Raw genomic sequence first — 24,265 nt, 5'->3', positions numbered from 1 at the left:
AGCAATTAAAGCGCTTTAAAAGCGCACCGGGCTCCCCTCCCCGGAGGTCCTCGCATGACCGATCCGTCCATCGGTGTGGCGGTGATCGGGGCCGGCATGGTCGGCCGCGCACACGCCAATGCCTACCGCAACGCCTCCACCGTCTTCGACAGCGGCCTGCCGCCCGTGCGCCTGGCCGCCATCGCGGACGTCCACCAGCCGTTCGCCGTCGACGCCGCCCGGCGCTACGGCTTCGAGCGCGCCGAGACCGACTGGCGAGCCGTGATCGACGCCCCGGACATCCAGGCGGTCAGCGTCGCCGTCGCCAACGAGCTCCACCGCGAGATCACCGAGGCGGCCCTCGCCGCCGGCAAGCACGTGCTCTGCGAGAAACCGCTCGCGCCCAGCATCGCCGACGCCCAGGCCATGGTGGACGCCGCCGCGGCCACCGACCGGGTCGGCGCCGTCGGCTTCACGTTCCGCCGCTCCCCCGCCATCAACGCGATCCGCGAGGAGGTCGTCAGCGGTCGCCTCGGCCGGGTGCGGCACATCGTCGGCAACTACTGGACCGACTACGGCTTCGACCCCCAACGCCCGATGAGCTGGCGCTACCAGGGCGGTCCCGGCTCCGGCGTGCTCGCCGACATCGGCAGCCACATGGTCGACCTCGCCGAGTTCTTCTGCGGCCCGACCACGGGCGTGCAGGGCACATCGATGACCACGCTCATCACCTCCCGGCCCAAACCCCTCGGCGTTGCGGTGGGGCACGCCGGCGGGGTCCAGCTCAGCGACGAGCGGGTCCCGGTCGGCAACGAGGACATATGTACGTTCACCGCCGCCTACGACGGCGGGACGCTCGGCACGTTCTCGCTTTCGCGGGTGGCGTACGGGCACGCGAACACGCTGCGGCTCGACCTGTTCTGCGAGAACGGGACAGCCTCGTTCGACCTGACACGTCCCGCCGAGTTCAGCATCATCGACGGCACGCCCGGCGAGGCCGTCAACGGCGCACGGCAGGTGTTCATCGGCCCCTGGCACCCGTACGTCGCCCGCGGCCTGCCCATGGACTTCCCCACGGTCGGCCACGGGCAGAACGACTTCTTCGTCTACCAGGCCCGCGCGTTCCTCGGCCAGATCATCGGCGAGGACAAGCTGCCGCCATGCCCCGACCTGGCACACGGCCTGCACAACCTGCGCGTCCTCGACGCCGTGGTCGCCGCCACCGACAAGGCCGTCCACTTGTGACCGGCCACGTGCCGGTCCCGTCCCGCTCCGCCCTCTCCCGCTTCGGCCCCTCCCGGAAGGTCCGCTCATGAAGCTCGGCGCGTACACCGCCTGCCTGCACGACCGCCCCCTCGACGAGACCCTAAAGATCCTCGGCGAACTGGGCCTCACCAGCGCGGAGATCAACGCCGGCGGATTCATCCCCGCACCCCACCTACCGATCGACGACCTGCTCGCCAGCGCCGGCGCGCGCGAGGACTACCTCGGCCGGTTCACCCAGTCGGGCATCACCCTGACCGGCCTCAACGTCAACGGCAACCCGCTCAACCCGGACCCGCAGGTAGGCCCCAAGCACGCCGCCGACCTGCATCGCGCCATCGACGTGGCCGCCGCCCTCGGCGTCAAACGGGTCGTCACCATGTCCGGCCTGCCGCACGGCCACCCCGGGGACACCACGGCCAACTGGGTGGTCAACCCGTGGGACAGCCAATACCTCGACATCCTCGACTACCAATGGAACGACGTCGCAATCCCGTTCTGGAAAGACATCAACGCCCGCGCGGCCGCCGCCGACGTCAAGGTCTGCATCGAGATGCACCCGCACAACCTGGTCTTCAACCCCCCGACACTGCAACGCCTCGTCGAGCAGACCAACGCCACCCACGTCGGCGCCGAGATGGACCCCAGCCACCTCTTCTGGCAGGGCATGGACCCGGTCGCCTGCGTCGAACACCTCGGCGACCTCGTCTTCCACGCGGCCGCCAAAGACACCCGCATCAATCCCGTCCACGCCAAGGTCTACGGGGTGCTCGACGATCGCTTCACCCGTACGCCGCCGGACCAGAACCCGCTCGATCTCGGCGGCCGGAACAGCCTCAACCAGTGGCCGACCAACCCGTCCTGGGAATTCGTGGCAGTGGGCCGCGGCCATGGCGTCGAGGACTTCTGGGTGCCTTTCCTGCGGGCCCTGCACGCCGTCGACCCGGACATCGCGGTGAACATCGAGCACGAGGACCAGGCGTTCGACCAGATCGAAGGTCTCCGGCTGGCAGCCGAAAACCTCCTCACCGCGGCGCGCACGGCGGGGCTGGGAGGCGACGACTGAGCTCAGCGCCGCCTGTCCGGGCATCTCCCCGGCGGGGCGCCCTGTACGGGGTGCCGGTAACAACGGCTCCGTCAGCACCGCTTGGACGTTCAGTTTGCTGAACGGAGCGGGGCATCGGTTCGCAGGCAGGCGTACACGGTCTCGCGGCTGCACCGAGCGGCACAAGCCTGACGCCCGTGTTGACACGCCACGATCTCTTATCGATACTCGATGCATCGACCTTCGATAAGGAGTTTTCTCGTGGCGCCATCCCCTCGCCGCTCTGGCGCCCTGCGCCCGCTGCGGGCCCTGTTGACCTTCACCGTCATCAGCAACATCCTGTTCCTGCTCGTCACGGCCATCAACTGGATCACTGGTGGGCGGACACCGGTACAGTTCTGGGCACCGTTCGACGCGCTCACCAACCCAGTGCCCGACCCACTGCAGCCAGCCATCACGGCGAAAGTCGATGTCGACGTGGCGGTCACGGTCGCCGACCCCACCACCGCGCAGACAGCGCTGGAAGTCATCGCCGGGGGCACGGTAGGCGCGGTCGCCTTGCTCGTGATAGCCATCCTGGCCCGCCGGATCGTCACCTCGGCCCTACGCACAGATCCGTTCACCGTCTCCACCGCCGACCAGATCCGCCGCCTGGGCATCGTCATCCTCGCCGCCGGTGGTCTCGCAGAAATCATCCGCGGGGCGGCGGCGTACGCGCTGTACCACAGCGTGTTCCCGTCCTCTTCCTACATGGGCCCCGTCACAGACGACCTCAGCTACTGGTGGCTGCCGTTGGGCCTCGCCGTGCTGGCGTTCGCCGCTGTAGTGCGACACGGCTGCGCACTACGCGCCGAGCTCGACGAGGTCATCTGATGCCTCCCGAGGAGCAGCACCGGGTCGACATCCACATCGACCGGCTACTGACCGCCCGCGGCATGACCCTCACCGAGCTCGCCGGGCAGGTCGGCCTCACCCTCGCCAACCTGTCCATCCTCAAGAACGGACGTGCGCGCGCCATCCGGTTCAGCACCCTGACCGCACTCTGCGACGCGCTCAACTGCCAACCCAGCGACCTGATCACCGTCCGACACCCGCCACCGGAGTCCACTACGAAAGACCAATGACGTCAGGGTGACAGGCAGGGTCGATGCGTTCTGGGGTTGTTGCTGGTGACGGCGGGATGAGGTCGTCGGGGCGCCCCACCGCTGTCAGGCTCGGCCACCAGCACGCCGCCGAGGACGGATCGACCGACCGGCGATCGTGCTCAACGGACAGTCGCAGAGGTCACTTCAAGGGCACACCCCGGAAAGGGAGGAATGGTAGAAAGGCTCGGTGACCGTCGATACCGGCTCGGACGAGCAAACCCCCGGCCCCTTCTTCGACCTCGACAGCTACGTCCGTCTCCCCCGGCTCGGCGGGCTGTGGCTGTCTCCGGACGGCCGCAGGCTCGTCGTCGGCGTGGCGACGCCCGATCGCGAGAACACCCGCTACAGCACGGCTTTGTGGGAGGTCGACCCGGACGGGAAGAGACCGGCGCGGCGCCTCACCCGCAGCAGCAAGGGCGAGTCCGCGGCCGCCTTCACGCCGACCGGCGATCTGCTGTTCACGTCGACTCGACCGGGGCCGGACGGCAAGGACGACACCGGCGACCGGGCGGCTCTGTGGCTCCAGCCGGCCGGCGGCGGTGACGCCCGCGTGCTGGCGAAGCTGCCCGGCGGCGTCCACGGCGTGCTCGCCAGCGCGTCCGGCACCGTGGTGACCGGCTCGGCGCTGATGCCGTCGTCCACCGGCGCCGACGCCGACGAGGAGGCCCGCAAGCAGCGGAAAGAGGCCGGGGTCTCGGCGATCCTGCACGAGGAGTATCCCGTCCGCTTCTGGGATCACGACCTGGGACCGGACCGGCCCCGCCTGCTGACCGCCGACCTGCCCGGCGCGGACCAAACGGATGCGGACCAAACCGACGCGGACCAGATCAGCGCGGACCGGAGCGGCGCGGACGTGACGGATGCCGCCGACGGGGACGCCGAGCTCGAGCTCCGGGACCTCACCGGCCACGCCGGTCGCGCGCTGGATCACGACAGCGGCTGGGACATCGCCCCGGACGGCCGTACCGTCGTCGCCGCCTGGACGGTTGCCGAGCGCGGCGGTTCGCAGCGGGTCACGCTGGTCGCGATCGATGTGGCGACCGGGGAGCGGCGCACGCTCGCCGATGACGCCGAGCACGAGTACGGGTCGCCGCAGATCTCGCCGGACGGCACCCGGGTGGCCGTCGTAGTCCGCCGCCGGTCGTCGCCGGAGGAGCCGGGGGACATCTGGCTCGCCGTCGTGCCGCTCGGCGGCGGGCCGGTCGTCGAGGATTTGACCGGCGGCTGGGATCGGTGGCCGCACAGCGCCCGGTGGACGCCCGACGGGGGTGCGCTGATCGTGGCGGCTGACGACAATGGACGGTCGCCGCTGTGGCGAGTTGATGCGGGCACCGGGGAGGTCACCCGGCTGACTCGGGACGACGGCGCGTACACCGACATCCGGGTCTCGCCGGACGGGCGGTGGATCTATGCGTTGCGCAGCGCCATCGACAGTCCCCCGATGCCGGTACGGGTGCCGGTGGACGGGTCGGCGGGCGCGGAGACGTTGCGGGGTCCGGCTGCGGCTCCCGGCGTACCCGGTCGGCTGGAGGAGGTGACCACGACGGCCGCCGACGGTACCCCGCTGCGGGCATGGCTCGCGGTGCCGCACGGGGCCGGCGCGGACGCGCCGGTGCCGCTGGTGTTGTGGATTCACGGAGGCCCGCTCTGGTCCTTCAACGCGTGGTCCTGGCGCTGGAATCCGTGGATTCCGGTGGCGCACGGGTACGCGGTGCTGATGCCCGACCCCGCGCTGTCCACCGGGTACGGCTACGACTTCATCAAGCGTGGCTGGGGTGCGTGGGGCGACGCCCCCTACACCGATCTGATGGCCCTCACCGACGCCGCCGAGGAACGCGCGGACATCGACGCCGAGCGCACCGCGGCGATGGGTGGTTCGTTCGGCGGCTACATGGCGAACTGGATCGCCGGGCACACCGACCGCTTCGCCGCGATCGTCACGCACGCGTCGTTGTGGGCGCTCGATCAGATGATGACCACCACCGACGCGCCCTACTACTGGGTTCGTGAGCTGACCGGGGAGCGGCTCGAGGCGCACTCGCCGCACCGGTTCGCCGATGCCGTCACGACGCCGATGCTGGTGATCCACGGCGACAAGGACTACCGGGTGCCGATCGGTGAGGCCCTGCGCCTGTGGTGGGACCTGCTGTCGCGGTCGAAGGACGAGGACGGGTCGAGCCGCCACAAGTTCCTCTACTACCCCGACGAGAACCATTGGATCCTCAAACCGGGCAATGCGGAGATTTGGTACGCCACGGTGCTCGCGTTCCTGGCACACCACGTGCGCGGCGAGGAGTGGCAGCGGCCACAGCTGCTGGGCTGACCATCGCGGCGGGCGTCCGGGCCGGGCGCCCGCCGTCCGTGGCGCGAAGAACCGCACGACGGCCTGGGCGACGGTGAGCCTTACGGTCGTCTCCTCTCCGTGGTGGAGGTCAGCGGGAGCCGGGCGTCCATCGGCTGATGCTCCCAGGAGCCGCGGACCCAGGCGTGCGCCGGGTCGTCGGAGAAGAGCCACTTGCGCTCCCCCGCCCCGGCCATGACGTTGAGGTAGTAGAGGTCGTAGCCGGGCGCGGCCATCGACGGGCCGTGCCAGCCGTACGGGATCAGCACGACGTCCCCGCTGTGCACCTCAGCGCAGACATCGATGTCGTACCCCGGGTGGCCGTACACCCGCTGGAAGCCGGCCCCCGGCGCACCCGACGGCGAACCGGCGACCTCGAAGTAGTAGATCTCCTCCAGGGCCGTCTCCCCCGCCCCCGCCTCGTCGTGCTTGTGCGGCGGGTACGACGACCAGTTGCCGCCCGGAGTGAGCACCTCGACGGCGATGAGCCGGTCCGCCTCGAACGACTCCGGGGTGCAGAAGTTGTTGACCTGCCGGCTCGCCTGGCCGGCGCCGCGCAGCTCGACCGGCACCGACTCGGCCGGGCCGTAGCGGAACGGCAGGCGCTGCGTCGCCCGCGCCGAGGGCAGCGCGAACCGGCCGCCGTTGACCGCCCGGATGGTGACGGCGGATCCGATCGGCAGGTACGCGAAGTCGGTGACGCGGGAGAACACCGAGCGGCGCCCGGTCAGCGTGACCCGCTCGTCGTCGCAGGTGACGTCGCAGCCGCCGGAGAGCGGCAGGACGATCATCTCGTCGTCGCCGGTGGTGAAGCTGGCGCGCTGACCGATCGTCAGGTCGAGGACGCGCAGGCCGCTGTAGCCCCAGCCCGCGTTCTGCGGCGTGACGACGAGCTCGAACGGGGTGACCGCGGTCTGGCCGCGGCGCAGCAGACGGTTCACAGCAGGCTCACCGCCCGGTCGACCGCGCCCGCAACGTCCCCGCCGGGCGGATAGAGCAGGCTGCGCCCGATGACCAGGCCCTGCACCGTCGGCAGGGCGAGCGCCTTGCCCCACTGCGCGTACGCGGCGTCGGCGTCGGACGCCACCTCGCCGCCGAGGATCAGGGCGGGCAGCGTGGTCGCTGCCATCACCCGCTCCATCTCGTCGACGACGGGGACCTTGAGCCACGTGTACGCCGACGTGGTGCCGAGCCCGGCGGCCACGGTCATGGCCCGGATCATCGCCTCGGGATTCAGCTCGTTGCGGACCCGCCCGTCGACGCGGTGCGAGATGAACGGCTCCACCATCGCCATCAGCTTGCGCCCGGCGAGCTCGCTCACCGCCCGCGCGCAGCTCTCCAATGTGCTCACCGTGCCCGCGTCGGCCGGGTCGATGCGCACCAGCATCTTGCCGCCGTCGAACCCGGACGCGGCGATGCTGCCGGCGTCGTACGCGGTGAAACGGTCGTCGATCTCGAAGCTGGTCCCGGCGAGCCCGCCGCGGTTCATCGACCCGATGACCACCTTGTCGTCGAGCGCGCCGAGCAGCAGCAGGTCCTCGAGGAGGTCCGGGGTCCCGAGCACGCCGTTGACGCCGGGGCGTTCCAGCGCGGTGCAGATGCGGCGCAGCAGGTCGGCGCGGTTGCCCATGGCCAGCGGATCGGCGCCGGCACGCAGCGCACCCCGCGCCGGGTGGTCCGCGGCGATGACCATCATGCGGCCGTGCTCCCCGCGCCAGGAGGGCGGCTTGCGGCGGCGCCTGGCGGCCGAGGCGATCGCGTACGGGCGGTCGACCCGCGTCGCGACGATGTCGTGCAGCTCAGCCACGGCCGGCCCCCGATCCGAGCAGTTCCCGGACCTCGGCCTCGGTCGGCATCGCGTCGGCGCAGGCCAGCCGCGACGCGACGATGGCACCCGCGGCGTTGCAGAAGCGCATGATCTCCGCCAGCTCCCAGCCCGCGAGCAGGCCGTGGCAGAGCGCACCCCCGAACGCGTCGCCGGCGCCGAGCCCGTTGACCACCTCGATCGGTATCGACGGCGCCTCCACCTCCTCACCGGCACGGGACGCCAGGACCCCGTCGGGACCCTGCTTGACCACGGCCAGTTCGACGCCCATGTCGTGCAGCGCCGCCGCGGCCTTGCGCGGTTCCCGGACCCCGACGGCCGTGAAGCACTCGTCGAGGTTGCCGACCGCGACCGTCGCGTACGCAAGCGCCTCCTGGACCCAGCGCCGCGCCTCCTCGCGCGACTCCCAGAACATCGGCCGGTAGTCGAGGTCGAGCACCGTGGTGCCGGCCTTCGCGCGTTCCCGCAGGGCGGTCAGCGTCGCCGTCCGGGACGGCTCCTGGCACAGGCCGGTCCCGGTCACCCAGAAGATCTCGGCGGTACGCACGGAGTCCAGGTCCAGCTCCGCGGCGGCGATCTCGAGGTCGGGCGCCTTCGGATAGCGGTAGAAGTAGAGCGGGAAGTCGTCGGGCGGGAAGATCTCGCAGAAGGTCACCGGCGTGGGCGGCCCGGCCACCGGGCTGACGAACCGGTCGTCGACCCCGAATCCGCGCAGCGCGTCGTGGATCCAGGCCCCGAACGGATCGTCACCGGTCCGCGTGATCACCGCGCTGCGGCGCCCGTAGCGGGCGGCGGCCACGGCTACGTTGGTCGGGCTGCCACCGAGGAACTTCTCGAACGTCCGGACCTCCCGGAGCGATACGCCGATCTGTTGTGGATACAGATCAACGCCGGTACGTCCCATCGTCAGTACCTCGTCGGCGGGCATGCGTCCCCCTTGCCAAGAGCGATCGGAGAGAGCGATGGAGAGGCTGAGCGGTGGGGAGAGACCGGCGGCGGGGTCTCACCCCGGCGGGGCTGTCTCGGTTGGTTTCGATGTAATAACGTGAGTGCTTCCACGTCAATACTTTGTCCTGACAAACTGAAAACCAGGGGGTCCCGTGGCATCCGATCTCTCTGCCCCACGCAGTCCGGTCCGCCCGGTCGAGGTGGACCGGAGCAGCCCCGTGCCCCTGTACTTCCAGGTCGCCAGCCGTCTGCAGGAACTCATCGAAGCCGGTGAGATCGGCGTGGGCGCCCGCATCGAGAACGAGGTCGACCTCGCCGAGCGGCTGGGCGTCTCCCGCCCCACCACCCGCCGCGCGATCCAGTACCTGGTCGAACGCGGCATGCTGGTCCGCAAGCGCGGCGTCGGCACCCAGGTGGTGCACCCCAAGGTCCGCCGCCCGGTCGAACTGTCCAGCCTGTACGACGACCTCCTCAGCTCCGACCGCAAGCCGCGCACGGAGGTCCTGGACCTGAAGGTGATCCCGGCCCCCGCGCACGTCGCCGAGGCGCTGGAGCTGCCGCCGGGCACCGAGGTCACCTGGATCGAACGCCTGCGCTACGCGGACGGCGAACCGCTGGCCCTGATGCACAACGCGATCCCGCTCGGCCTGATCCACCTCGAGGCCGGCGACCTCGCCACGCACGGCCTCTACGAGCTGCTGCGCCGGGCGGGTTTCCAGCCCCGCATCGCGACCCAGATCATCGGCGCCCGCTCGGCCGCGGCCGGCGAGGCGCGCATCCTGCAGGAGAAGCGGGGGGCCTCACTGCTGACGATGACGCGTACGGCCTGGGACGTGAGCGGGCGAGCGCTCGAGTACGGATCCCACGTCTACCGGGCGAGCCGCTACAGCTTCGAACTCAACCTGTCGGCAGGCTGATATGTACGTGTTGGGCCTTCACGACGTTGGCGAGAATCAGGTCGCGGTTGTCGGCGGCAAGGGCGCGCACCTGGGGGCGCTGTCGCGGATCGACGGCATCCGCGTGCCGGCCGGCTTCTGCGTGACGACGGACGCCTTCCGGCAGGTCATGGCGGAGACACCCGCCATCGGCGACGAACTCGACCAGCTGTCGCGTCTGAACCTGGACGACCGGGAGGCGATCCGCACACTCAGCGCGGCGATCCGCCGGGCCATCGAGGCAACCGCCGTCCCGGACGATCTCGCGGCGGAGATCACCCGCGCTCTCGCCCGGCTCGGCGAGCAGGGTGCCTACGCCGTCCGGTCCAGCGCGACGGCGGAGGACCTGCCGACGGCCTCCTTCGCCGGCCAGCAGGACTCGTACCTGAACGTCGTGGGGCCCGAGGCGATCCTCCGGCACGTCAGCCGGTGCTGGGCCTCGCTGTTCACCGAGCGCGCCGTGACGTACCGCGGGCGCAACGGGATCGACCACCGTACTGTCCACATGGCCGTGGTCGTGCAGCAGATGGTCCTCCCCCAGGTGTCCGGCGTCCTGTTCACCGCGGACCCCGTCACCTGCCACCGGAAGGTCGTCTCCGTGGAGGCCGTCCCCGGCCTCGGCGAGGCCCTGGTCTCCGGCCTGGTGAACCCGGACGTCTACAAGGTGCGCGACGGCGAGGTCGTCGCCAGGACGATCGCCGCCGAGCCGCCGCTGACGGATGCGCAGGTCGTGCGGCTCGCCCGGCTGGGCCGGCGGATCGAGGCGCACTTCGGCCGCCCCCAGGACATCGAATGGTGCCTGGACGACGACGGCTTCCAGTTCGTCCAGAGCCGGCCGATCACCACGCTGTTCCCCATCCCCGAGTCCGGCGACGGGGAGAACCACGTCTATCTCTCCGTCGGCCATCAGCAGATGATGACCGACCCCATGAAGCCTCTGGGGCTGTCCTTCTGGCAGATGACGACTCCCGCGCCCATGGCCGAGGCCGGCGGCCGCCTGTTCGTCGACGTCACCCAGCGGCTGGCGTCGCCGGCGAGCCGGGCCGGCCTCCTGGAGCTCATCGGGAAGTCCGATCCGCTGACCGGGGACGCCCTGCGGACCGTCCTCGAACGGGACGGCTTCATCCGGCCGATTCCCGACGAGGGTCCCCCGGGGCCGCTGTTCGGCGGCGCGGCCGCACCGATCGAGGCGGACCCGGCCATCGTCACCGAGCTGATCGGGCTCGGCGAGGCATCCGTCGCCGCCTCGGAACGCGAGATCCGGACGAAGTCCGGAGAGGCGCTGCTCGACTTCATCCGGGCGGACATCCAGGAGCTGAGGCGGATCCTGTTCGATCCGCGCAGCCATCGGGTGTTCATGTCGGCGATGGAGGCCACGTGGTGGCTCAACGAGCGGCTGGAGGAGTGGCTGGGCGAGAACAACGCGGCGGACACGCTCACGCAGTCCGTTCCCCACAACGTCACGTCGGAGATGGGGCTGGCACTGCTCGACGTCGCCGACGCGATCCGCCCCCATCCGGACGTGGTGGCGTTTCTGCAGCACGTCGAGGACGACGGTTTCCTGGACAAGCTTCCCGAGGTCGCGGGCGGGCGCGAAGCGCGAGACGCCATCGAGTCCTGGCTCCACGAGTACGGCATGCGCTGCGTCGGCGAGATCGACATCACGCGTCCGCGGTGGAGCGAGCGCCCCGCCACGCTCGTACCGATGATCCTCGGCAACGTCAGGAACTTCGAGCCGGGCGAGAGCCGGCGACGTTTCGAGCAGGGTCGGCAGGAGGCCTGGAAGAAGGAGCAGGAGCTGCTGGAGCGCCTGCGGACCCTGCCGGACGGTGACGACAAGGCCGACGAGACGAAGCGGAAGATCGACCTGGTCCGCACCTTCATCGGGTACCGGGAGTATCCGAAATACGGCATGATCAGCCGCTACTTCGTCTACAAGCGAGCCCTGATGGAGGAGGCCGAGCGTCTCGTCCGGGCCCGCGTCCTGCGCGAGCAGGAGGACATCTTCTACCTCACCTTCCAGGAGCTCCACGACGTCGTACGCACGCAGCGGGTGGAGGACCACCTCATCGTCCGGCGCAGGGACGAGTTCCGGTCGTATCAGGCGCTCACGACGCCCCGGGTGCTCACCTCGGACGGCGAGGTCATCTCCGGGGCGTACCGGCGCGACGATGTGCCGGCCGGCGCGCTGATCGGCCTGCCGGTCTCCGCCGGGACCGTCGAGGGGCGGGCCCGCGTCATCCTCGACATGGCACGCGCCGATCTCGAACCGGGCGACATCCTCGTCACGGCCCACACGGACCCCAGCTGGACGCCCCTCTTCGTCGCCGCCGCGGCCCTGGTGACGGAGGTCGGAGGGATGATGACCCACGGCGCGGTGATCGCCCGGGAGTACGGCCTGCCGGCCGTCGTCGGCGTGGCGGACGCCACCCGGCTGATCCTCGATGGACAGCGGATTCGCGTGCACGGCACCGGCGGCTACGTCGAGGTCCTGCCGTGACCGATCAAGCGCGTCAGAGGCAGGGCGGGACGTAGCCGTTGATTCGCAGCCCGCGGACGTCCGCTCGTTCGCCGTCTTGCCGACGAACACCAGGCCCCGGGCCTCGCCGACGGCGACGTCGAACGGGAACGTGGGCGTGCCCAGCTCCGGCAGCGACGTCCACGCATCCGGCCGGAGGCTGAAGAACCTGGTGACCATCCGCCCCTGCGTCGAGGGCACCGGCGTGAGCCACTGGGCGCCGCCGCTCCAGTGCGACGCCGGCCGCAGCTGGACGTACAGGTCGTCGGTCGCGCTGTACGTGAGCCAGAAGCCACGGGACTGCGACAGGTCGACCTGCGCCTCGAACTCGTTGGCGAGCCAGACGACCACCACGTGCCACTCGGCGTTGAGGAACGTCACCTCGGCCGCGTACTGATGGCGGCGGACGGGGACGAGCAGGCTGCCGGTCGCCGGGACGGTGGTACCTTCCCCGCTCGCCAGCCACTGCTGGAAGCGGTCGATGGACGGGGTCGCGCACTCCTTGAGTGCCGCGCCGGCGCCGGCGGCGCCCGGCGTCACGATGAGGCAGGCGGCCAGTGCGGCGGTGGCGAGCCCCGCCGCCCTCTTTCCGGGTACGGAAAACATTGTTGAGAGTTTGGTGGCCCGCGGGCGGACAGTCAAGAACGTCGATATAAGGACGCGCATCCTCGAAGAACACGACGGCGCCGGGACGGTCTACCGTCGACAAGCATGGGGGATGCTGTCGTGCTCGGGGCCGGCCTGGCCGGTCTGATCACCGCGCGGGTACTCAGCGAGGCGTATGAGACGGTCACGGTCGTCGACCGTGACGACCTGCCCGAGGCCGCGCAGCCCCGGCGCGGGGTGCCGCAGTCACGCCAGCTGCACGTCCTGCTGGCACGGGGACGGCAGGCGCTCGACGAGCTGTTCGACGGTCTCAGCGACGAACTCCACGCGTGCGGCGCCCCCCTTGTCGACCTCAACGCCGGGGTGCACTGGGTCAACGACGGCTACCGGATGCGGCGCTCCCCCTCCTCGCTCATCGGGGTCGGGGTCAGCCGGCCGCTGCTGGAGCGTACGGTGCGGGCCCGGGTGCAGAAGCTGGCGAACGTCCGCTTCCTGCCCGCCACAGAAGCCACCGGACTGCTGAGCACCGACGACCGCCGGCGCGTGACGGGCGTACTGGTGACGCCGCGCGACGGCGCCCCGGAAAGGCTCGACGCCGACCTGGTGGTCGACGCCTGCGGGCGGGCGTCCCGCAGCCCGGTGTGGCTGGCGGCGCTGGGCTATCCGGCTCCGGCCGAGGACCGGGTCGCCATCGACGTCACGTACGTGACCCGGTGCTACGAGCGCGAGTCCCGTCATCTCGGCGGGCTGCTCGGGGCGCTGACGAACGCCGTGCCGCAGCGTCCGCGTACCGGCATCGTGGCCGCGCTGGAGGACGACCGGTTCGCGGTGGCGCTCAGCGGGGTGCTCGGCGAGCAGCCGCCGACCGACGACGAGGGGTTCGTACGGTTCGCCGACTCGCTGGGCGTACCGATGATCAGCAGCCTGGTGCGCGAGGCCGTCCCGGTCGGCGAGCCGGCCCGGATGCGGTACCCGGCGAGCCTCCGGCGGCGCTACGAGCGGCTGCGCCGGTTCCCGCTCGGTTACCTGGTGACCGGGGACGCCCTGTGCAGCTTCAACCCGATCTACGGGCAGGGTATGACAGTCGCCGCCACCGAGGGCCTGCTGTTGCGGGAGCTGCTCCAGGGTGACAAGAACAACCTGTGGCGGCGGTTCTTCCGCGGCGCCGCGCGGCTGATCGACGGGCCGTGGTCCATCGCGGTCGGCACCGATCTGCGGTTCCCCCAGGTCGAGGGGCGGCGGACGCTGCGGGTGCGGCTCGTCAACGCGTACGTGCACCGGTTGCACGCCGCCGCCCGTACCGACGCGGTGCTCGGCACCGCGTTCCTGCGGGTGCTCAACCTGGTCGACCCGCCGCACCGGCTGCTGCGGCCCGCGATCGTGCGCCGGGTGCTGGTGGGTGGCTGATCCCGGCGGCGGGGTACGGCCCGGCGGACCGCACCCCGCAGGCCCTCACGGACGCCACATGCGGAAGAACGGCGTGTCGTCCGGGAGCCGGATGTCGAACGGCGACATCCGGGTGTAGCCGTGCCGCTCGTACAGGCGGATGTTGTCCTCGTTGGTCGCTTCGAGATAGGCGGGCACGTCCAGCCGGTCGTGCGTGTGCTGCATCAGCGCACTGCCCAGCCCGGCGGCCTGATGATCCGGGTGGACCGCCAGGAACGCCAGATGCCAGTGCGGCTCCTCCGGATGGTGCTTCTCGAACAGTTCGTCGAGCGCCTGGAAGTTGGGCAGCCAGCGGCCGGCGAGGGCGGTCATCCGCTCCTCGTAGGCGGGGATCTCCGGCAGTTGCCGCGTACGGTCGAACCACACCGCCGTGGCCACCAGGCCGCCGTTCGCATCCTCGATGACGTCGATCTTGCCGCCCTGGGGCGCGGACTCGGACAGGAACGCGAAGAAGTCGCCCATCACCGTCAGGCGTTCGCCCTCGTCCGGTACGAGGGAGCGGTTCTGCGGGAGGTGGTCGAACGAGGCCGCGATGAGCCGGCCGACGGCCGGGACCTCGGCGACGCGGGCGGGGCGGATCGGCGTCATCGGATCGCCTCCGTGAACGAGTAGGTGGCGGCGCTGCGGGCGCCCAGCCCGATGCCCTCGTAGACCGTCGGCCGGGTGCGGCGCAGGATGAGCGCCCAGGCCACGCCCGCCAGGGTGAGGACGGCGTACGCGAGCGGCACCACCCAGGTCGGCTTCGAGCCCGGTTCGACGCCGAACAGGGTCGCGATGTTGGTCAGCGCGAGGTACGTCATCACGAGCAGCAGCACCGTGCCGATCGCCGGGGCGCCGAGGCGGTGCCAGACGTCCTCACCGTGCGGGTTGCGGGCGAAGTAGCCGATGACCGCGACCGACGTGACGGTGATGAGCACCAGGACGCCGATGCCGCCAGTGGTGCCGCCCCAGAAGAAGAGCTGCACCAGCGGGTCCCAGCCCATCACCGCGTACACGAGGATCGCGACCAGGCCGAGCGCCGACTGGGCCAGCGAGCCGTTCTTGGGTGCCCCCGTGCCGGGCACCGTACGCCCGAACGCCCGCGGCAGCACGCCCTCGCGCCCGAGCGAGAACGTGTAGCGGGCGATGATGTTGTGGAAGGAGATCATCGCCGCGATGAGCGACGTCAGGAACAACGCGTGGCCGAGGTGGATGGCGGTGCCGCCGAGCCGGGCGGAGGCCAGGTTGAAGAACAGTTCCGGGCCCTCGGTGCCGGCGCGTTCGACGGCCTGGCCGCCGGAGGCCGAGATCATCGCCCAGGCGGAGAAGCCGTACAGGACGGCGATCAGCGCGACCGCGATGTAGGTGGCGCGGGGTACGGTCCGGCGCGGGTCCCGGGACTCCTCGCTGAAGACCACCGACTGCTCGAAGCCGACGAAGCCGGTGACCGCCATGACCAGCAGGGCTCCGGCCCCGGTGCCGACCAGGCTGCCCGGGTTGAGCGGCGCCGACGACGCCTCGAAGGTGGGCGCGGCCAGGTCGGCGAAGCTGAAGACGACCACGAGCACGATCTCGGCGACCAGCAGGGTGGCGAGGACCTTGCCGTTGACCGCTACGTCGCGGACGCCGAGGACCGCCACCAGCGCCCAGGCGACCAGGGCGATGACCCACCACTGCACGTCGACGCCGAACCAGTCGGCGAACAGCGGGGAGGCGATCGCGCCGAAGCCGCCGTACGAGGCGAGCTGGAAGCTGTTGTAGGCCAGCAGCGCGACCCACGCGGCGCCGACGCCGAGCGGCCGGCCGAGGCCCTGCGAGATGTACGCGTAGAAGGCCCCGGCGTTGGCGATGTGCCGGGCCATGGCGACGTAGCCGACCGCGAACACGGCGAGCACGACGGCGACGGCCAGGAACGCGATGGAGATCGCGGTGAGGCCGGTGACGGCGAGGCCGGTCGGGACGACCCCGGCGACGACGGTGAGGGGCGCGGCGGCGGACATGACGAAGAAGACGACCGCGGCCACGCCGAGGCGGTCGCGGGCGAGCGCGGTGGAGAGCTGGCTGGGTCTCGCGGGGGTGGTGGTTGCGGACACGGGGGTCTCCAAGCGGGGAGGAGGGGTGGTCAGGCCCGTCGGGCCATCACGGCGTCACCCACGGCGGCCTCTGCGTGGCCGACGAGGTGCTGCAGCATCGCCGGCAGGCGCCGGCGCAGCTGGTCGAACAGGTGGTCGCGCTCGTGGGGCTCGAGCGTGACGAGCACGTGCTGGTCGAGGCCGGTGGCGAGCACCAGCCCGGTCAGCACGAGATCGGAGGTGTCCAGCAGCTCACCCCGGGTCGCGGAGATGCGGATCCGGGTGCCCGGCCAGCCGGCGGTGGTCGAGTCGACGGGCTCGAAGCGCACCTTGGTGCCCAGCAGGCCGCGCTTCTCCCTGCGGTGCACCAGGCCGGCCCGGGCGAGGCGGCGCTCGACCAGGTCGGTGGCGACCCCGGTGGCGAGGAAGGAGATCCAGTCGCGGATCCGCCGGTGGTGCGGTTCGCGCAGGAGCTGGCCGAGGACGGCGGCGGTGGCCGGGTCCGGGGTGGGCTCGTCGTCGATCACGACGACGTGGTTCTCGCGCAGGTCGAGACGGCGCCACAGGACGAGCTCGGCGAGCAGCGCGGCGGCGAGCCCGAGCCCGAGGGTGGCCGGGGTCAGCACGCAGCGGCCGCGGGGCGAGTCGTGGGCGGCGAGGTACAGGTCATCGGCGAGCGGGAGCTGCGATGACGACACGGAATCAATCCCTCGGGCATCACGGAATGACCGCCGGTCGCGGTCACCGGCAGTCACGGGTACGGATGGAAGCAGGGCGCCGTCACCGCGGACCATTACGGTGAGCGGCGTACGCACGACACCGCGTAGCTTGCCAGCGCCCGACTACCCGGCGCAATGTCCAGAGTGGCCAAAGCTTCAATGCATCGTGCACGATGGCTCTGACCTGCCTGTATGTCTCCAACACTGTGGACAGAATTAACCAGGACGTCATGGCCGGAAGTCTTGACGGGCATCGAATATCGCCCTTACCGATCGCTTACACGACGGGCCTAGCGTCAGCGGCATGACGGACCGCAGCACGGTTTCCCACCTGCTCCGCCGGTTGACGCTCGGCCCGACCGCGGCCGAGGTCGACGCGGCGGTCCGGGCCGGCGTCACGGCCACCGTGGAGAAGGCACTCGCCCCGATCGGCGCGACCGTGCCGATCCCGGACCCCGGCTCGTTCCGACCCGGCAAGGACGGCCGGCAGGACGCCCGCCGGCAGGCCACCGAGGCGACCTGGTGGTGGGTCTCGCGGATGGCGGCGGCGCCGGGAGCGGCCGAGAAGCTGGCCTTCTTCTGGCACGGCCACTGGGCGACCTCGGTACGCAAGGTGCGCTCGGCGGCGCTGATGCTCGCCCAGCACCGCACCCTGCGGCAGTACGGCGGAGGCGGCACCGGCCCGCTCGTCCGCGCGATGCTGCGCGACCCCGCCCTGATCCTGTGGCTCGACGGGCAGCGCAACACGCGCAAGGCGCCGAACGAGAACCTGGCCCGCGAGCTGATGGAGTTGTTCACCCTCGGCGTCGGCGCCTACACCGAGGACGACGTCAAGGCCGGGGCGCGCGTGCTCACCGGCTGGCGCGCCGCCCGGACGGCCACCACGGCGACCCTTGTGCCCGCGCGCCACGACCCGGGACCTGTCACCCTGCTGGGGCACACCGGAACGCTCGACACCGACTCGTACGCCGACCTGCTCGTACGCCACCCGGCGCACCTGCCCTACCTGGCGCGACGGCTGTGGATCCGGTACGGCTCGGGCACCAGCCCGGACGCGGCCACCACCGCGCAGCTGACGTCCGTCCCGGATCGCACCACGACCGGGATGCTGCGCGCCCTGGTCGGCGCGGAGGCGTTCGCCGCCACCAACGGCACCCTGGTGAAGCAGCCGGTGGAGTGGATGGTCGGCGCGGTCCGCCAGCTGGGCCTGGACCTCGGCGCCCTGCCGGAGAACAAGCGTGGCCCGATCGTGGGCGGACTGCGCGCGCTGGGCCAGATCCCGTTCCGGCCACCGAGCGTGGGCGGCTGGCCGGTCGGCGCCGCCTGGCTCACGACGTCCTCGGCCCAGGCGCGACTCCGCTCCGGCCAGGCGCTGGCGGCGCTCGCGCCGGAGGCCGTCGAGAAGCTGGACGGCGCGGCCCGGGGCGAACGGGTCGACGCGCTGGCCCGGATGCTCGTCGTCGACGCCTGGAGCGACCGGACCCGGGCCGTGCTGACCGCGGGCGCCGCCGAGCCGCGCCGCCTGCTGGCGCTCGGCCTGGCCACTCCCGAATACACCGTCCACTGAGGAGAGCGGCATGGACAGCATCACGCGGCGAAGGTTCCTGACCGCCAGCGGCGTCGTCGCGGCGGGCGCACTCGCGGCCGGTGGGACCGCGTACGGCCTCCGGGACATCCTCGGCTTCCGGGACGACGAGGCCGCCGGGCGGATCCTCGTGCTCGTCACGCTCTACGGCGGCAACGACGGAATCAACACCGTCATCCCGTACGCCGATCCGGCCTACGCCACCAACCGGCCGTCGATGGCGTACGGCGAGGGCCAGGTGCTGCCGCTCGCGGACGGCTTCGGGTTGAACCCGAGCCTCGCCGGGCTGCACCGGATGTGGGGCGAGGACCGGCTGGCGATCGTACGCGGCGTCGGCTATCCCCGGCCGGACCGCAGCCATTTCCGCTCGATGGACATCTGGCAGACGGCGAACCCGGAGCGCCCGGAGAACACCGGGTGGCTCGGCCGCTGGCTGGACCGCGCGGGCGCCGATCCCCGCCTGGCCGTCTCCTTCGAGCCGGTGCTCCCGCCGATGCTGGCCGGCGCGACGAGCGCGGGGGCCACCGTGCCGGGCGGGGCGCTGAAGCTGCCGCACGGCGTGGACCAGGCGGTGCTGGCCGGGTTCGGCGCCCCGGCGGCGGGCGAGTCGGCCGGCCGGGCCCGGGCCGCGGCCTGCTTCGCCGACCTGATCCGGGTGCAGGACCTCATGGACGAGACGGTGCCCGACGACGGTGACGACGACGGCGAGCAGCCGGCGACGGCGACCGGCGGGCAGGCCCCGCCCCTGGACCGGCAGCTCGCCCTGGTCAGCCGCTGCATCGAGGCGGGCGCCGCCACCCGGGTCTACTCGGTGTCGCTGGGCGGCTTCGACTTCCACGCCGACGAGAAGAGCGCTCAGGAGGCGATCCTGGCGAGCCTCGACAAGCCGCTCGCCGCGTTCGCGGAGCGGATGGCCGGCCGCGGCGTCGTGGTCGCCGTCTACTCGGAGTTCGGCCGCCGGGTACGCGCGAACGCCTCCGACGGCACCGACCACGGCACCGCTTCCTCGGTCCTGCTGATGGGCGACGGCATCCCGGGCGGCATGTACGGCGAGCCGCCCAGCCTCACCGACCTCGACGACGGCGACCTGCGCCACACCACCGACTTCCGCGACGTGTACGCGATGCTGCTCGCCGACGTGCTCCGGGCCGATCCTGAGACGATCCTCGGCGGCTGGCGGGGGCGCCTGGCATTTAGTTGACGGCTCAAGTAAATGGGCGTACCGTGGACGTCAGTTAGTTGAAGCGTCAACGGAGGTTCCCATGAGCACCATGCCCGCGCTGTTCCTCAGCCACGGCGCCCCGCCGCTGGTCGACGACCCGGCCTGGGTGGCCCAGCTCCAGGACCTTGCGGCCGGCCTGCCCCGGCCGAAGGCCGTCCTGGTCGCGTCGGCGCACTGGGAGTCGGCGCCGCTGATGCTCGGCGCCACCGAGACCGTCCCGCTGGTGTACGACTTCGGCGGCTTCGCCCGGCGCTACTACGAGGTGCAGTACCGGGCACCGGGCGCGCCGGAGCTCGCCGACCGCATCGAGAAGCTCATGCCGGACAGCGAGCACGTCGCCCGCACCGCGCGTGGCCTCGACCACGGCGCGTACGTCCCGCTGACCGTCATGTACCCGGACGCCGACATCCCGGTGCTGCAGATGTCCCTGCCGACCCTCGAGCCCGACCGGCTGCTCGACCTGGGTCGCCGGCTCGCCCCGCTGCGGGACGAGGGCGTCCTGATCATCGGGTCCGGTTTCACCACCCACGGCCTACCGTTCCTGCGCGACTTCCGCACCGGCGCGGAGGCTCCCGGCTGGTCCCGCGAGTTCGACGCCTGGGCCGCCGAGACCCTGACCCGCGGCGCCGTCGACGAGCTGGCGGACTTCCGCAACCGGGCGCCCGGCATGCCGTACGCGCACCCCACGATCGAGCACTTCGCCCCGATGTTTCTGACGCTGGGCGCCTCCGGAAACCCCGAGCAGAGCCCCGAGCAGCCGATCGACGGCTTCTGGATGGGCCTGGCGAAGCGCTCGTTCCAGGCGAACTGAACCGGGGGTTTTCAGGATTCTCCCAGCGTGACCAGGGATTCTGGGACATCCCCCCACGACACCCGGAGGTTTCTCCCTGATGCTGGAGGTCACCGCGCTCGGCTGGACGCTGACCATCGCGGTCATCGTCGCCCTGCTCGCCCTCGACCTGACCCTCGGCGTGCTGCGCCCGCACGCCGTCGGATTCCGCGAGGCCACCGCCTGGTCGGTCTTCTACATCGCCGTGGCCCTCGCCTTCGGTGTCGTGTTCGCCCAGGTCGCCGGGTGGGACCACGGCACCGAGTACTTCGCCGGATACATCGTCGAGAAGAGCCTGTCGGTCGACAACCTCTTCGTCTTCGTCATCATCATGAGCACCTTCGCGGTGCCGGAGAAGTACCAGCAGAAGGTGCTGACGTTCGGCATCATCATCGCGCTGGTGCTGCGGGTCATCTTCATCGCGCTCGGCGCGACGCTGCTGTCGCTCTTCTCCTTCATGTTCCTGATCTTCGGCCTGCTGCTGATCTACACGGCGGTGCAGCTCTTCCGGCACCGCGACGAGGATCCCAGCGTCGACGACAACGCCCTGGTCAAGGCCAGCAAGCGGCTGTTCCCGGTGACCGACGAGTACGACGGCGGCAAGCTGTTCACCCGGACCGGCGGCCGGCGGATGGCCACCCCGCTGTTCATCACGCTGATCGCCATCGGCAGCACCGACCTGCTGTTCGCGCTCGACTCGATCCCGGCGGTGTTCGGCGTGACCGAGGAGGCGTACATCGTCTTCGTCGCCAACGCCTTCGCCCTGCTGGGCCTGCGAGCACTGTTCTTCCTGGTGAAGGGCCTGCTGGACCGGCTCGTCTACCTGTCCACCGGGCTGTCGCTGATCCTCGCGTTCATCGGCGTGAAGCTGGTGCTGCACTGGTTGCACGAGGACGTCTGGCACGGCGCCCCGCAGATCGGCACCCCGCTCTCGCTCGGCGTGATCCTGGTGGTCCTGGTGATCACGACGGTGGCCAGCCTGGCGAAGACCCGCCGAGACCCGTCCGCCAAGGCCCATGCCGGCAGCCTGCGGGCCCACGCACCGCAGGAGGACAGCGCCCAGCACTGACACGGAAAGACCCCGGCGGCGCCGCCGGGGTCTTGTCGTCTGGGGGTGGACCCGTCAGGCCCGATAACCGCCCATCGCGGTACGCGTGCGCTGTCGTTCGTAGTCCTGCTGGTTGAGGATCTCGCGGATCCGGGTCGTGTCGGCCTCGTCGTGCCGGCCGAGGATGAGGTCGAGCTCCGCGCGCTCGGCCGGGGTCTGGAACGCCGCGAGCTCCGCGCTCAGCCGGCGGTGAGCCCGCCGCTCGATCCGGCGGTTCGACAGGTTGACGCGCGCGTCCTTGATCCTGTTCTTGAGGGCCATCGTCCGTCTCCTTACGGAAAGTGATGAAGAGAAGCGTCGTCGCTCTCCCCTACCAGGTTCCTGGTTCCGGACCACGGCAACAAATCAAGCAGGTAAAACATTCGATCCAACAGTGACCCGGGCCACCGGAATGCTGTAGCCCGGGTCACTCTCCGTCGCTGAATGCCTGGTCAGACGCCGTCGGTGTTTTGCGCCACAGCGGAGCAAAAACCTAGAGGGTCAGGGTCCAGGTGTTGATGTAGCCGGTGTCCTGGCTGTACACGTCGCGGACCTGCAGCTTCCAGGCCCCGTCGCCCGCCTCGCTCGACAGGTTGGTGGTGTAGGTCTGGTCGACGTTGTCCGCGCTGTCGAAGAGGCTGCTGTTCTTCAGCCGGTACGACGTCCCGTCCGGCGCCAGCAGATCCACGACCAGGTCACCGCGGTACGTGTGGACGATGTTTACCGCCACAGTGGAGGTGGCCGTGCCGTTACGCCCGCAGCCGCTGATCGTGATCGTGCTGGTCACCGCCGCGCCGGCGTCCGGCACGGACACGTCCGTGCCGTTGGCGCCGCTGCAGGAGCCGCCGGGGCCACCGGTGACGGTCAGCGTGTAGGTGGCCGTGTGCGTGGCCGAGCCGGTGCCGGTCACGGTCACCGTGTACGTACCCGACGGCGTCGACGCGCTGGTCGCGATCGTCAGCGTGGACGAGGACCCGGAGGTCACCGACGCCGGGCTGAACGTCGCGGTGGCGCCGCTGGGCAGGCCCGAGGCGCTCAGCGCGACGGTCTGCGCCGAACCGGCCGTGGTGGCGGTGGCGACGGTGGTCGTGGCCGACGAACCCGCGGCGACGCTGCCCGACGCCGGCGAGACCGAGATGGAGAAGTCGTTGGACGGGGTGCCCGTACAGGTCGCCTCGCCGCTCTGCGCCGGCACGCTGATCGCGTTCCAGGCCGCCTTCACCGTGTTGAACTCGGTGCAGCTGTTCGGGTAGAGGTTCTTCGCCGCGTTGAGCGTGGCCGTACGGATGTTCGCGTACTTCCAGGTCGAGGTCTTCGCCTGCATGGCGTTGTAGTAGATCTCACCGGCCTTGCGGACCGAGATGCCGGTGACCGACGAGGAGTTGCAGGTCGGGCTGGCGGGCTGGCCGTTCGACGGCGCGGTGCCCTCGGCGACCAGGTAGAACCAGTGGTTCAGCGGGCCCGCCGCGGCGTGCACCTCGGTCGACGGGATCGACGTGGACCAGCAGTTGGGGTCGCCGGCCAGCGAGGGGTTGTACATGTAGCGGATCGGGCCGTCGCCGACCAGATCCACCTCTTCGCCGACGCTGTAGTCCGGCGGGTCGAGCGGGCTGTTCGCGTACGCCTCGGTCAGCGCGCCGAAGATGTCGCCGGTGGACTCGTTGATGCCGCCGTTCTCGTTGCCGCTGCCGGCGCCGCCCGGGGTGTATTGGAAGACGGCGTGGCCGAGCTCGTGGCCCACCACGTCGATCGGCGTGGCCTGGCGGGTGTTCGCCTGGTTGTGGCCGAAGTTGACGTACGACCCGTTCCAGTAGGCGTTCACGTCGTTCAGCCCGACCCGGATCGGCGCGTTGTTGCCGTTGCCCTGGATGCCGTTGCGGTTGAACCAGGCGCCCAGCATGTCGATCTCACGCTGCGCGCCCCACATCGCGTCGACGCAGGCGGTCTCGAGGTTCGTCCCCGAGCCGTTGCCCCACGCGTCGTCGGTGCCGGTGTACGCCGCGCCGTTCTGCCCGCCGCACTTGAGGCCGGGACGGGTGGGGTCGGTCATCGAGTACGACGACCCGGAGCCCGACGTGTTGATGGTGACGTTGCCGTAGTAGTAGCCGTTGCCGGTGCCCTCGCGGACGTAGTCGACCTGGTCGGCCACCTTGCCGGTGCGGGCGTCGACGAAGACGTGCAGGTTGCTCGCCCGGCCCTGGGCCGTACGGCCCTTGACGACGGCCTCGTAGACGAGCTTCGGGGTGCCCCACGCCAGCACCTTGAGCTCCGGTGCGGCGGCGGTGTCCACAGTGGCCAGCCGGGCCCGGGCCGTGGCGGCGGCCCGGGCGGCGGTGACCGCCGGCGTCGTGCCGACGGCGATCGGGGCGGTCTGCGCGACCGCGGTGTCCTTGACCGTGCCGGCGGCGTCCGTGGTCACCACGACGTCACCGCCGACCACGGCCAGGCCCTTGAAGGACCGAGCGTAGGTCACGTACTGGAGCCCGCGTGTGCCCTGCACGACGCCGGTGCGCTTGAGCGCGTCGCCGTCGGCACGGCGCAGCAGCGACGAGGTTCCGGCGCTGCCGACGAGGCGGTCGGCGGCCGACGCGGCCAGGGCCGCGGGGGCGGGTGCGGGGCTGGGGGCCTGCGGCTGCGCCGAGGCCGGCGTCGCCGCCAGCGTCAGCGCGGCCCCGGCGGCGAGTGCCGCCGCGGCCGGGATGAGTTTTCTGCGTCCCACGC

Annotated in this window: 21 protein-coding genes; 13 read left to right on the top strand and 8 right to left on the bottom strand. The window is 71.1% G+C overall.

What is annotated here, in order from left to right; genetic code table 11:
* The first annotated feature begins 54 nt into the window (after window positions 1-54).
* The 5 genes from AB0368_RS01760 to AB0368_RS01740 all read left to right on the top strand — a co-directional run bounded on the left by AB0368_RS01760 (window position 55) and on the right by AB0368_RS01740 (window position 5,755).
* A complete protein-coding gene (locus AB0368_RS01760; RefSeq protein WP_366151833.1) occupies window positions 55-1,224 on the top strand; it encodes a Gfo/Idh/MocA family oxidoreductase in 1,170 nt (389 codons plus the stop codon).
* 67 nt (window positions 1,225-1,291) lie between these two features.
* Complete coding sequence (locus tag AB0368_RS01755; protein ID WP_366151832.1) at window positions 1,292-2,308, top strand: sugar phosphate isomerase/epimerase; 1,017 nt, start codon at window positions 1,292-1,294, stop codon at window positions 2,306-2,308.
* 240 nt (window positions 2,309-2,548) lie between these two features.
* Window positions 2,549-3,160 (top strand): DUF2975 domain-containing protein, encoded by a 612-nt coding sequence (locus AB0368_RS01750; protein WP_366151831.1) that lies wholly within the window; start codon window positions 2,549-2,551, stop codon window positions 3,158-3,160.
* Window positions 3,160-3,411 (top strand): helix-turn-helix transcriptional regulator, encoded by a 252-nt coding sequence (locus AB0368_RS01745; protein WP_366151830.1) that lies wholly within the window; start codon window positions 3,160-3,162, stop codon window positions 3,409-3,411. Before AB0368_RS01750 ends, AB0368_RS01745 begins: the two co-directional genes overlap by 1 nt.
* A gap of 208 nt (window positions 3,412-3,619) precedes the next feature.
* Window positions 3,620-5,755 (top strand): prolyl oligopeptidase family serine peptidase, encoded by a 2,136-nt coding sequence (locus tag AB0368_RS01740; protein WP_366151829.1) that lies wholly within the window; start codon window positions 3,620-3,622, stop codon window positions 5,753-5,755.
* 80 nt (window positions 5,756-5,835) lie between these two features.
* Here AB0368_RS01740 and iolB read toward each other — a convergent pair whose 3' ends face one another.
* The 3 genes from iolB to iolC are packed head-to-tail and all read right to left on the bottom strand — an operon-like array spanning window position 5,836 to window position 8,526.
* On the bottom strand, window positions 5,836-6,714 hold the full coding sequence (gene iolB / locus AB0368_RS01735) for a 5-deoxy-glucuronate isomerase (RefSeq protein ID WP_366151828.1): 879 nt from the start codon (window positions 6,712-6,714) through the stop codon (window positions 5,836-5,838).
* A complete protein-coding gene (locus tag AB0368_RS01730) occupies window positions 6,711-7,580 on the bottom strand; it encodes an aldolase (protein WP_366151827.1) in 870 nt (289 codons plus the stop codon). The genes iolB and AB0368_RS01730 overlap by 4 nt, the downstream gene beginning before the upstream one ends.
* Entirely contained in the window at window positions 7,573-8,526 is a 954-nt protein-coding gene (iolC, locus tag AB0368_RS01725) for a 5-dehydro-2-deoxygluconokinase (RefSeq protein WP_366151826.1), read from the bottom strand. The genes AB0368_RS01730 and iolC overlap by 8 nt, the downstream gene beginning before the upstream one ends.
* 238 nt (window positions 8,527-8,764) lie before the next feature.
* Between iolC and AB0368_RS01720 the strand changes: the two genes are divergently transcribed.
* From AB0368_RS01720 to AB0368_RS01705, 4 genes are all read left to right on the top strand, one after another.
* The gene (locus tag AB0368_RS01720) at window positions 8,765-9,463 is read left to right on the top strand and encodes a GntR family transcriptional regulator (RefSeq protein WP_366151825.1); all 699 of its coding nucleotides are present in this window, start codon (window positions 8,765-8,767) and stop codon (window positions 9,461-9,463) included.
* Window position 9,464: 1 nt separating this feature from the next.
* Complete coding sequence (gene rph / locus AB0368_RS01715; protein ID WP_366151824.1) at window positions 9,465-11,981, top strand: rifamycin-inactivating phosphotransferase; 2,517 nt, start codon at window positions 9,465-9,467, stop codon at window positions 11,979-11,981.
* Between the two features lie 136 nt (window positions 11,982-12,117).
* Window positions 12,118-12,396 carry a hypothetical protein gene (locus AB0368_RS01710; protein ID WP_366151823.1) on the top strand — a complete coding sequence of 93 codons (279 nt, stop codon included), beginning with the start codon at window positions 12,118-12,120 and terminating at the stop codon, window positions 12,394-12,396.
* A gap of 314 nt (window positions 12,397-12,710) precedes the next feature.
* Complete coding sequence (locus tag AB0368_RS01705) at window positions 12,711-14,012, top strand: FAD-binding protein (RefSeq protein ID WP_366151821.1); 1,302 nt, start codon at window positions 12,711-12,713, stop codon at window positions 14,010-14,012.
* Window positions 14,013-14,057: 45 nt separating this feature from the next.
* Here the strand turns inward: AB0368_RS01705 and AB0368_RS01700 are convergent, their stop codons facing one another.
* Genes AB0368_RS01700 through AB0368_RS01690 form a run of 3 tightly spaced genes read right to left on the bottom strand, consistent with a single transcriptional unit; the run spans window position 14,058 to window position 16,800 of the window.
* Window positions 14,058-14,639 (bottom strand): GNAT family N-acetyltransferase, encoded by a 582-nt coding sequence (locus AB0368_RS01700; protein WP_366151820.1) that lies wholly within the window; start codon window positions 14,637-14,639, stop codon window positions 14,058-14,060.
* Window positions 14,636-16,123, bottom strand: coding sequence for an APC family permease (locus AB0368_RS01695; protein WP_366151819.1), 1,488 nt, complete (start codon window positions 16,121-16,123; stop codon window positions 14,636-14,638). The genes AB0368_RS01700 and AB0368_RS01695 overlap by 4 nt, the downstream gene beginning before the upstream one ends.
* A gap of 29 nt (window positions 16,124-16,152) precedes the next feature.
* On the bottom strand, window positions 16,153-16,800 hold the full coding sequence (locus AB0368_RS01690; RefSeq protein ID WP_366151818.1) for a GPP34 family phosphoprotein: 648 nt from the start codon (window positions 16,798-16,800) through the stop codon (window positions 16,153-16,155).
* Between the two features lie 325 nt (window positions 16,801-17,125).
* On the opposite strand from AB0368_RS01690, the gene AB0368_RS01685 reads away from it, so the two are divergent.
* The 4 genes from AB0368_RS01685 (at window position 17,126) to AB0368_RS01670 (ending at window position 21,526) form a co-directional block, all read left to right on the top strand.
* Complete coding sequence (locus AB0368_RS01685; protein ID WP_366151817.1) at window positions 17,126-18,388, top strand: DUF1800 domain-containing protein; 1,263 nt, start codon at window positions 17,126-17,128, stop codon at window positions 18,386-18,388.
* Window positions 18,389-18,398: 10 nt separating this feature from the next.
* Window positions 18,399-19,607 (top strand): DUF1501 domain-containing protein, encoded by a 1,209-nt coding sequence (locus AB0368_RS01680; RefSeq protein WP_366151816.1) that lies wholly within the window; start codon window positions 18,399-18,401, stop codon window positions 19,605-19,607.
* A gap of 61 nt (window positions 19,608-19,668) precedes the next feature.
* Window positions 19,669-20,439 carry a class III extradiol ring-cleavage dioxygenase gene (locus AB0368_RS01675; RefSeq protein ID WP_366151815.1) on the top strand — a complete coding sequence of 257 codons (771 nt, stop codon included), beginning with the start codon at window positions 19,669-19,671 and terminating at the stop codon, window positions 20,437-20,439.
* A gap of 79 nt (window positions 20,440-20,518) precedes the next feature.
* On the top strand, window positions 20,519-21,526 hold the full coding sequence (locus AB0368_RS01670; protein WP_366151814.1) for a TerC family protein: 1,008 nt from the start codon (window positions 20,519-20,521) through the stop codon (window positions 21,524-21,526).
* Window positions 21,527-21,580: 54 nt separating this feature from the next.
* Here the strand turns inward: AB0368_RS01670 and AB0368_RS01665 are convergent, their stop codons facing one another.
* Both AB0368_RS01665 and AB0368_RS01660 read right to left on the bottom strand, forming a co-directional pair.
* Window positions 21,581-21,826 carry a hypothetical protein gene (locus tag AB0368_RS01665; RefSeq protein ID WP_366151813.1) on the bottom strand — a complete coding sequence of 82 codons (246 nt, stop codon included), beginning with the start codon at window positions 21,824-21,826 and terminating at the stop codon, window positions 21,581-21,583.
* Window positions 21,827-22,037: 211 nt separating this feature from the next.
* Window positions 22,038-24,263, bottom strand: a complete 2,226-nt coding sequence (locus AB0368_RS01660) for a M4 family metallopeptidase (RefSeq protein ID WP_366151812.1) — start codon at window positions 24,261-24,263, stop codon at window positions 22,038-22,040.
* Window positions 24,264-24,265: the final 2 nt, after the last annotated feature.

It is taken from the genome of Actinoplanes sp. NPDC051475, from assembly GCF_040689425.1.
GTDB lineage: Bacteria > Actinomycetota > Actinomycetes > Mycobacteriales > Micromonosporaceae > Actinoplanes.
This window is presented reverse-complemented; position numbering and strand designations above follow the sequence as displayed.

Excerpts from the sequence above, each read along its gene's own strand:
- AB0368_RS01760 (WP_366151833.1), top strand. The coding sequence starts at position 55 with ATGACCGATCCGTCCATCGGTGTGGCGGTGATCGGGGCCGGCATGGTC.
- AB0368_RS01755 (WP_366151832.1), top strand. The coding sequence starts at position 1,292 with ATGAAGCTCGGCGCGTACACCGCCTGCCTGCACGACCGCCCCCTCGAC.
- AB0368_RS01745 (WP_366151830.1), top strand. The coding sequence starts at position 3,160 with ATGCCTCCCGAGGAGCAGCACCGGGTCGACATCCACATCGACCGGCTA.
- iolC (WP_366151826.1), bottom strand. The coding sequence starts at position 8,526 with ATGCCCGCCGACGAGGTACTGACGATGGGACGTACCGGCGTTGATCTG.
- rph (WP_366151824.1), top strand. The coding sequence starts at position 9,465 with ATGTACGTGTTGGGCCTTCACGACGTTGGCGAGAATCAGGTCGCGGTT.
- AB0368_RS01705 (WP_366151821.1), top strand. The coding sequence starts at position 12,711 with ATGGGGGATGCTGTCGTGCTCGGGGCCGGCCTGGCCGGTCTGATCACC.
- AB0368_RS01700 (WP_366151820.1), bottom strand. The coding sequence starts at position 14,639 with ATGACGCCGATCCGCCCCGCCCGCGTCGCCGAGGTCCCGGCCGTCGGC.
- AB0368_RS01685 (WP_366151817.1), top strand. The coding sequence starts at position 17,126 with ATGACGGACCGCAGCACGGTTTCCCACCTGCTCCGCCGGTTGACGCTC.
- AB0368_RS01680 (WP_366151816.1), top strand. The coding sequence starts at position 18,399 with ATGGACAGCATCACGCGGCGAAGGTTCCTGACCGCCAGCGGCGTCGTC.
- AB0368_RS01675 (WP_366151815.1), top strand. The coding sequence starts at position 19,669 with ATGAGCACCATGCCCGCGCTGTTCCTCAGCCACGGCGCCCCGCCGCTG.
- AB0368_RS01670 (WP_366151814.1), top strand. The coding sequence starts at position 20,519 with ATGCTGGAGGTCACCGCGCTCGGCTGGACGCTGACCATCGCGGTCATC.
- AB0368_RS01665 (WP_366151813.1), bottom strand. The coding sequence starts at position 21,826 with ATGGCCCTCAAGAACAGGATCAAGGACGCGCGCGTCAACCTGTCGAAC.